Raw genomic sequence first — 7,891 nt, forward strand, 5'->3', positions numbered from 1 at the left:
TCGCTGCCGTTCCGTGACGGCTCCCTGCCGGCCGCCGCGTGCGTGCTCGCCCACACGGATGTTCCGGACTACGCGGACCGCTGCCGGCGGCCGTCGCGGTGGGCCAGGCACCGGGCGCGGCACCCGCGGGAGCACCCGCCGAGGCCGCCGGCTGCTCGGGCGCCGCGGGAACGCGCGGAGGCGCACCCGTCGGCGCCGGGGGCGTCATGGATGCCGCGGGTGCGACCGGCGCGACAGGGGTGGCGGGGGCGACCGGAGCGGACGCCCCGGGTGCCGCTCCCGGCACAGCTCCGGCGCTCGCACCGGCTCCTCCCTGTCCCGCTCCCTGTCCCGTCCCCCGAGCCGCCGCGCGGGCCGCCGCGGGGCCGCTCCCGGGGGGAACCGCCGGTCCGGCCTGCGGGACCGGCACCGCGCCGTGCACCTCGGGCCCGGGCACGTAGCCCATGGCGGGCGCCGCTCCGCCACCGGAGAAGTTCACCCCGCGCTCGATACGGTCGAGCCTGGCCATGACGGACCGCTCGTCCCCGTAGGCGGCGGGCAGCAGGACGCGCGCGCAGATGAGTTCGAGCTGGAGGCGCGGCGAGGTGGCTCCGCGCATTTCCGTCAGTCCGTCGTTCACGAGGTCGGCGGCGCGGCTCAGCTCGGCGGCGCCGAAGACCCCGGCCTGCGCCTGCATGCGCTCCACCACGTTGACCGGAGCGTCGATGAGCCCCTTCTCCGCCGCGTCCGGAACGGCCGCCAGGATGACCAGGTCCCGCAACCTCTCCAGCAGGTCGGCGACGAATCGCCGCGGGTCGTTACCGCCTTCGATGACGGTGTCCACCACTTCGAAGGCGGCGGCGCCGTCCCCCGCCGCGAACGCCTCGACGACGGCGTCCAGCAGCGAGCCGTCCGTGTACCCGAGCAGCGAGGTCGCCATGGCGTACGTCACACCGGCGTCGGCGGCACCCGCGAGCAGCTGGTCCATCACGGACATGGAGTCACGCACGGAGCCCGCTCCCGCCCGTACGACGAGGGGAAGCACGCCGTCCGCGACGGGAATGCCCTCCTGCGCGCAGACCTCGCCCAGGTATTCGCGCAGGGTCCCGGGCGGCACCAGCCGGAACGGGTAGTGGTGGGTCCGCGACCGGATCGTCCCGATGACCTTTTCGGGCTCGGTCGTGGCGAAGATGAACTTGAGGTGCTCCGGGGGTTCCTCGACGACCTTCAGCAGCGCGTTGAATCCGGCCGGCGTGACCATGTGGGCCTCGTCGATGATGTAGATCTTGTACCGGCTGCTCGCGGGCCCGAAGAAGGCCTTTTCCCGCAGGTCACGGGCGTCGTCCACACCACCGTGCGAAGCCGCGTCGATCTCGATGACGTCGATGGAGCCCCGGCCGTTGCGGGCGAGGTCCTGACAGGACTGGCACTCCCCGCACGGGGTCGGGGTGGGGCCCTGCTCGCAGTTCAGACAGCGGGCCAGGATGCGCGCGCTCGTGGTCTTGCCGCACCCGCGCGGACCGCTGAACAGGTACGCGTGATTGACCCGGTTGTTCCGCAGCGCCTGCTGCAACGGGTCGGTGACATGCTCCTGCCCGATGACCTCGGCGAACGACTCCGGGCGATAGCGGCGGTACAGCGCGAGAGACGACACGCTTACGAGGTTATAGGCGCCCACTGACAACAAGGACCGCACTGAGCGCATCCCGGGCGCGACCCCGGTGGTATCCCGTCCCCGGCCTGCCCCGCGGCGGTCCCGGAAACGCAAGCGCCCCCCACGCACCCGCCAGAGCCAACCTACCCTTGCTGCCTTCCGGCCCTGGGGGAGTTCAGTCAGATAGCGCCACGTGAGGGGCTCCGCAAAGAGTACAGGATCGTGGGGGGTGGGAACGAGTTCGCGAGCACTCCTCAACGTCTTGTATTGTTTGCCCCGGAGGATTCGCCTAGTGGCCTAGGGCGCACGCTTGGAAAGCGTGTTGGGGGCAACCCCTCACGAGTTCGAATCTCGTATCCTCCGCCAGTGCCTCACCGGGCACTAACGTCGAAGGGCCCCGCTGCTTGCAGCGGGGCCCTTCGACGTTGTCCGACGCGGAAGCGGGGGAGAAGCCGTGCCGTCACGGCCTCCTCCCTTCTCTCCGCTCCCCTCGGCCTTCCTCGGCTTCCCCCGCCTCAGCCGATCTTCACGTTCTTCGAGACGGTGACCTGGTCGATGTCGGTGGTGCGGACCGTGATCTTCATGGTCCAGGTGCCGGGCAGTGGAAGGGTGAGGCCGTCGGACGTCCAGTAGCCGCCCTTGTCGGTGACCTCGGCGTCGATCGGGCCGACCTTCTGCGATTCCTGGGTGAAGGTGAGGCGCAGTTCGGGGACGGTCGCGATGCCGCCGTCGGGGCCGATGATCACGGCCTGCACGGAGTTCTCACCCACCCGGCCCGGCGACAGCTCGACCTGGACCTTGCCGTGTCCGCCCGGGGTGCCGACGTCGAAGGGCACCACGGTCGTCGAGGAGGTCGGCCGGTCGGCGGCCGCGACGGAGGCGGCGGACTCCGTGGCCGCACGGCCCGGCTGGGTCCCGGTCAGCATGGTCGTGATCACCAGCACCAGGATGCCGACGGTGACCTCGGCGAGCACCGAGCGGCGCAGGCCCTGGTGACCTGCGGTGCCTCCCGGCCCACTCGCCTGCCCGTCTCCCTGCCCGTCTCCCTGCCCGTCTCCTTGTGCGTCCTCCCGCTCCTCCGGACGTGCGTCTCCCTGACCGCCGCCTGAGCCGCCGCCCGTATCCGTGGCGGCCGTAGCCGTGGCCGCCGTGTCCGCGGCGTCGGTGTCCCCGTCCGCCGGGGCCCCGACCGTCACCGCGACCGCCACGCGCTCGGCCGGAAGGGCGACGGGGGTCCGCGTCACCGCCAGTCGGGCCGTCCACCGCCGGGAGTACGCGGCTCCCGCCAGCAGCAGCGCCACCGCGACGAGCTTGACGAGCAGGAGCCTGCCGTACGAGGTCGAGGTCAGGGCGCCCCAGGAGCCGAGGCCGCGCCAGGACTGGTAGACGCCGGTGGCCGCGAGGACCGCGACCGAGGTGAGGGCGAGCCGGGAGAAGCGGGTGACGACCGCCGCGGGGAGCGGTTCGGCCGGGCGGTAGAGGGCCGTCAGCAGAGCGGCCAGACCACCGAGCCACACCGCCATGGCGAGCAGGTGCAGTACGGAGGAGACCATCGCCACGGGAACCTGGATACCGGCGGAGGCGTGCTCGGACGCGGCCCAGGTGACCGCGAGGGCCAGGGAGAACAGTCCGCCGAGAACGCCGAGAACGCCGAGGCCTCCGAGACCACCGCGACCGCCTTGACCTCCGAGGACAGGGCCACCACGGCCGGGGTCCCGGTCCCGTGCCGGCGCCCGCAGGGGCACGAAGGCCACCGCGGCGAGCAGCGCCAGCCGGGCCACCAGCACGATGCCGGGCCGGCTCGTCAGGGTGTCGTTCAGGATCGCCGGGTCGAAGGCCTCTCCGGGGCCGGTGCCACGCTCGTAGGGGCCGCGCAGCAGGAGCAGCGCGAACGTGGACGCGAGCAGGGTCCACCAGCCGGTCAGCAGCAGACGCCGTACGGAGCCGGGGAATCCGCAGGCCAGGACGAACGTCGCCGCGCCGATCAGCAGGGCGAGTCCGCAGTACGCGGCGTAGCGGGCGATGTCGTAGAGGGCGGCGGAGGCGGGATTCCCACCGGTGGGCGGCAGGGGCGCGACCCTCGGGGAGGGTTGGCCGATGGAGAAGGTGAAGGCGCCGGAGATGGGGTGGCTGTCGGCCGAGACGACCCGCCAGGCCACGGTGAACGTTCCGGTGCCGAGGCCGCGCGGCAGGGTGACACGGGCGGTGTCGGAACGGCCGTCCGCGTGGCTCGGTCCGCCGGTGTGGACGCGCCGGTTCTCCGGGGTGAGCACGCGGAAGGAGTCGTCCAGCAGCCCGATGGACTCGCTGAACGTCAGGGTCACCTGGCGGGGCGCCGACTTCAGCACGGTGCCGTCCTGCGGGTCGGTGCTCGTCAGCGCGGCGTGGGCGGACGCGCCGCTCACGCCGCCGAAGAGCACCAGCATCAGGACGCCGCCCAGCAGGGCCAGGGCCCGGGCTCCGCGCCGCCATCGGTCTCGCTGCCCGCTTCCGTTCACACGCCGTCTCCGTATCCGCATGTGCAGAGTCTCGGTTACGTACGGACGGGGGCCGCGTCCGGCTCACCTGGGCGCGGCCGAACCCCTCTCGAAGGCCTCCCGCGTCAGGAAGGCGAGCAGGGCGGGCTTCTCGGGCAGGTGGACCTCGGGCAGGTCGATCTCGGGGAGCACGATGTCCCCGGCGGGGACGAAGCCCTGCCGGGTCAGGCGGGCGATGGCCTTGGTGTTGCGGGCGTCGGGTTCGACCACGGCCCGCCGCCGGTCGAGACCGGTCAGCGCGTACGCCAGGAACGCGGACAGCAGCGTGGACGACCAGCCCGGCCGCCCGCCGCCCCCGGGGGCCGGGGGTCCGATCAGCAGGTGGACGCCGATGTCGCCGGGCCGGACCTCGTAGCACTCGCCGACCCGGTCGGCGTCGGGCTCGTACGTCTGGAAGAGCGCGGCCGGTACGCCGTCCTTGACCATGAGGAAGGCGTGGTGGGTGTCGAGCGAGTCGAGGTGGAGATAGGTCTCCAGCACCTGCTGCCTGGTGAACCCGGTCATGCCCCAGTACGCGGCCCGCTCCTCGGTGACCCAGCCGTGCAGGACGTCGAGGTCGGCGTGCGGGTCGACGGGCAGCACCCGGACCGTGCCGAAACCGTCGACCTGTTGCTCGTGAACGGCCTTACGGGCGTCGGCGTACGTCTCGGTCGTCATCGCTCTCCTTGGTCAGCGTGGTCCAGTCGGTGGTCACCGGGGCGAGATCTCCCGCGAGCCACAGGGGGAGTTGATCGCGGTGGTGGGCCGCGCCGGGAACGCCGTCGGCGCCGAACGGGACCACCCAGAGGCTGTTGTCCCGGTCGGCGAGGTCCCAGACGTACCGGGCGGCGGGGCCGCGCGCGCTCAGGTCGGTCAGTCCGGGCACCGACGAGGTGCACAGGACGCAGTCGTTGTCGCCGGACAGGGCCGGTTCGTCGTACGCGGTGTCGGTGAGCGCGCGCCAGGGGGCGAGGCGATGGGTGTCGCCCCAGGTGCTCGACGCGGACCGGGCGGCCACCTCCTCGACGGAGGCGCGCACCACGTCGTCGCGGTCGATGCCGTACAACTCGGGCGCCGTCAGCAGGTTTTCGAGGGCGAAGGCGACGCGGAGGGTGAGCGCGAGCCAGGGCAGAAAGACGGCCGGATACGCGGGCGGCTCGGCCAGGACGGCGAGGGCCGGGTGCGCCGCGAGCCGTCGTACGACCGCGCCGCGCACCTCCGCGTACGCCGCCGCCGCGCCGCTGTCGGCGTCCATGTGCCGGTCCCAGCGCAGGAGTCGGTCCCTGAGCCCGGCCGCGGCACCGGACAGGTCCAGTGCGGCCAGCCGGTCCAACAGGGCGGCCGCGGAGGCGAGATGGGTGTCCATGTGGATGGCCGGCATGTCCCTCGCCGACCACTTGTCGCCCGCGTCGAGCAACTGCCGGATGCGGGCGGCGCGGTGGCGCGGTGCGAACTCGACACCGAGCGGGGTCGCGGGGCCGCGCTGGTTCGCCATCACGGCCACACCGTCCTCGACCGGGCCGTACGGCATCTCGTGCCAGCCGGTCCACTCGTGCCCGGCCTCCCATGCGGGTACGACCCGGGTGCGGTTGGCCGTGCCGCGGACCGGGACCCGGCCCGCGACGCGGTGCAGCAGTCCGCCCTCGGTGTCAGCGGCCTGCACGACGTTCACCGGCTCCGCCCAGACGTCGAACGCCCGGTCCACGTCGGCGACCCGGCGGGCCCGCAGCAACGGGAGGAGCGCGCCGAAGCCGAGGTCCCGTGTCACGCGGGGCGGGTAGCGGAGGCTGATGGACTCCTCGGCGCCGACGCCCCCGATCACCACGGGCCCGCGCGCCGTCTCGATCACCTCGACCTCGACGGCTTCGCCGCCGGCCACCTCCACCCGCTCGACGTGCCGCGCCGCGGCCCGCCACACCCCGTCGGGATCAAGGGCCTCGACGGCCTCGACGCCCCCCGCCTCCACGCGTCGCAGCCGCTCCCGGTAGAGATCCTGGTAGTCGGCCATCGCGTTGGTGATCGCCCAGGCGACCGTGCCGGTGTGGGCGAAGTGGGCGATGCCCGGGACGCCGGGGACGGCGAGGCCGACGACGTCGAACTCCGGGCAGGCGAGGTGGATCTGCTGGTAGACGCCGGGGTCCTCGATGAAGCGGTGCGGGTCACCGGCGATGACCGCCTGCCCGGTGGCGGTGCGCTCGCCGCTCACCAGCCATCCGTTGCTCCCGGCCGTGCCCGGCCCGTCCATGGCGAACAGTCCGACCGCGTCCGCGCCCAGCCGCCGTACGGCCTCCTCACGCCACAGCTTGGCGGGAAACCCGGCGAAGAGGATGTGCGTACCGAGCCAGACTCCCAGCGGGTTCCAGGGCTCCCAGCGGCCCGGAACGAGCCCGCTCGCCGCGAACTCGGGCGCGCGCCCGGCCCCTTCGGCCAGCCCGTCGTTGATCCCGTCGACGTACGCGACGACCCACGCGGCGGTCTCGGGGTCCCGTTCCTCCAGGGTCTCGAAGCAGCGTCGCGCGGTGTCGTCGAGCCGGGCCTGCCGGGCGAACCGGTCCCAGCCGACGGACTCCGCCCCGAGGAACGCGGCCGAGGTGCCCTGCGAGCGGTGCCGCTCGACCTCCAGCTGCCAGGCCCGGTCCTGGGCCGTGACACGGCCCTGGGCGTGGGCGAGTTCCCGTGCGGTGTCGGCACGCAGGTGCGGGATGCCCCAGCTGTCACGGTAGATCTCGGCGGTCACGGTCCATCCCCACTCTTATCAGGTTAGGCTAACCTAACTCACATCCTGTGTGATCGTACGTGCGCGACGGAGACCCGGTGAACCCGGGCGGCCACGACCGAGCGCCCCGCCCCCGCACGCGGGATCATCGATCCATGGACGTCACTCTTCACCTCGCCCAGCAGCCCGAAGCCGACGAACTGCTCGGCCGCAGCCCGCTCGCGGCCCTGATCGGCATGCTGCTGGACCAGCAGGTGCCGATGGAGTGGGCCTTCGCGGGGCCATACACGATCGCCCAGCGCATGGGTGCGGACGATCTCGACGCGAACGAGATCGCCTCGTACGACCCGGAGAAGTTCGCCGCGCTGCTCTCGGCCAAGCCGGCCGTGCACCGCTATCCCGGTTCGATGGGCAAGCGCATCCACCAGCTGTGCCAGTACCTCGTCGAGCACTACGACGGAGACGCCACCGCCGTCTGGAAGGACGCCGGGACCGGCGAGGAACTCCTCCGCCGCCTCAAGGAACTCCCCGGCTTCGGCCCCCAGAAGGCCCAGATCTTCCTGGCCCTCCTCGGCAAGCAGCTCGGCGTCCGCCCCAAGGGCTGGCGCGAAGCCGCGGGCCCCTACGGCGAACCCAAGTCCTTCCGCTCGGTCGCCGACATCACCGGCCCGGAGTCCCTCTCCAAGGTCCGCGCCCACAAACAGGAGATGAAGGCGGCGGCGAAGGCCTCCGGCAAGTAACCCGGTCCCGGGGAACCGGCGTCCCCACCGCCCCGGCACGGGTGCCGCCCCACCCTGGGGCTTCCACCCCGGACCCCGCACCTCAAACGCGGGAGGGGCTGAATCTCCCCCTGGAGCCGAAAGGAATTTCCCTCGGCCGGGGCTGAAAAGCGATATCGCGCCCGCAGTCGAAATGTGGCCGGAGGGGCCGTGCCGGTACATCCCAAATGTCCGTCGCTTACGTTCGGATCGAGCAGCAGTTCGCACAGGTAGCCCACGTCTGATCCAGCGGCGACGGACGGGGATG

5 protein-coding genes, 1 tRNA gene and 1 other RNA gene are annotated in these 7,891 nt (G+C 72.6%); 2 read left to right on the plus strand and 5 right to left on the minus strand.

The features are described 5' to 3' along the window. Both ABZX90_RS43460 and ffs read right to left on the minus strand, forming a co-directional pair. Positions 1-1,633, minus strand: a 1,633-nt coding sequence (locus tag ABZX90_RS43460; protein WP_355213685.1) for a DNA polymerase III subunit gamma and tau, incomplete at its 3' end; no start/stop codon positions are given. Between the two features lie 107 nt (positions 1,634-1,740). Beyond that, positions 1,741-1,839: signal recognition particle sRNA small type (ffs, locus tag ABZX90_RS43465), an RNA gene on the minus strand. 72 nt (positions 1,840-1,911) lie between these two features. On the opposite strand from ffs, the gene ABZX90_RS43470 reads away from it, so the two are divergent. After that, positions 1,912-1,999: transfer RNA gene (locus ABZX90_RS43470), tRNA-Ser, on the plus strand. A gap of 149 nt (positions 2,000-2,148) precedes the next feature. Here ABZX90_RS43470 and ABZX90_RS43475 read toward each other — a convergent pair. The 3 genes from ABZX90_RS43475 to ABZX90_RS43485 all read right to left on the minus strand — a co-directional run bounded on the left by ABZX90_RS43475 (position 2,149) and on the right by ABZX90_RS43485 (position 6,886). After that, a complete protein-coding gene (locus tag ABZX90_RS43475) occupies positions 2,149-4,059 on the minus strand; it encodes a copper resistance protein CopC (protein WP_355213687.1) in 1,911 nt (636 codons plus the stop codon). 135 nt (positions 4,060-4,194) lie between these two features. Further along, entirely contained in the window at positions 4,195-4,827 is a 633-nt protein-coding gene (locus ABZX90_RS43480; RefSeq protein ID WP_351131391.1) for a GNAT family N-acetyltransferase, read from the minus strand. After that, positions 4,796-6,886: a penicillin acylase family protein gene (locus ABZX90_RS43485; RefSeq protein WP_355213686.1), complete on the minus strand. Its 2,091-nt coding sequence runs from the start codon at positions 6,884-6,886 to the stop codon at positions 4,796-4,798. The genes ABZX90_RS43480 and ABZX90_RS43485 overlap by 32 nt, the downstream gene beginning before the upstream one ends. Before the next feature lie 134 nt (positions 6,887-7,020). Between ABZX90_RS43485 and ABZX90_RS43490 the strand changes: the two genes are divergently transcribed. Further along, on the plus strand, positions 7,021-7,605 hold the full coding sequence (locus ABZX90_RS43490; RefSeq protein ID WP_351131388.1) for an HhH-GPD-type base excision DNA repair protein: 585 nt from the start codon (positions 7,021-7,023) through the stop codon (positions 7,603-7,605). The last annotated feature ends 286 nt before the right edge of the window (positions 7,606-7,891 follow it).

The organism is Streptomyces sp. NPDC002935, assembly GCF_040611295.1.
GTDB lineage: Bacteria > Actinomycetota > Actinomycetes > Streptomycetales > Streptomycetaceae > Streptomyces.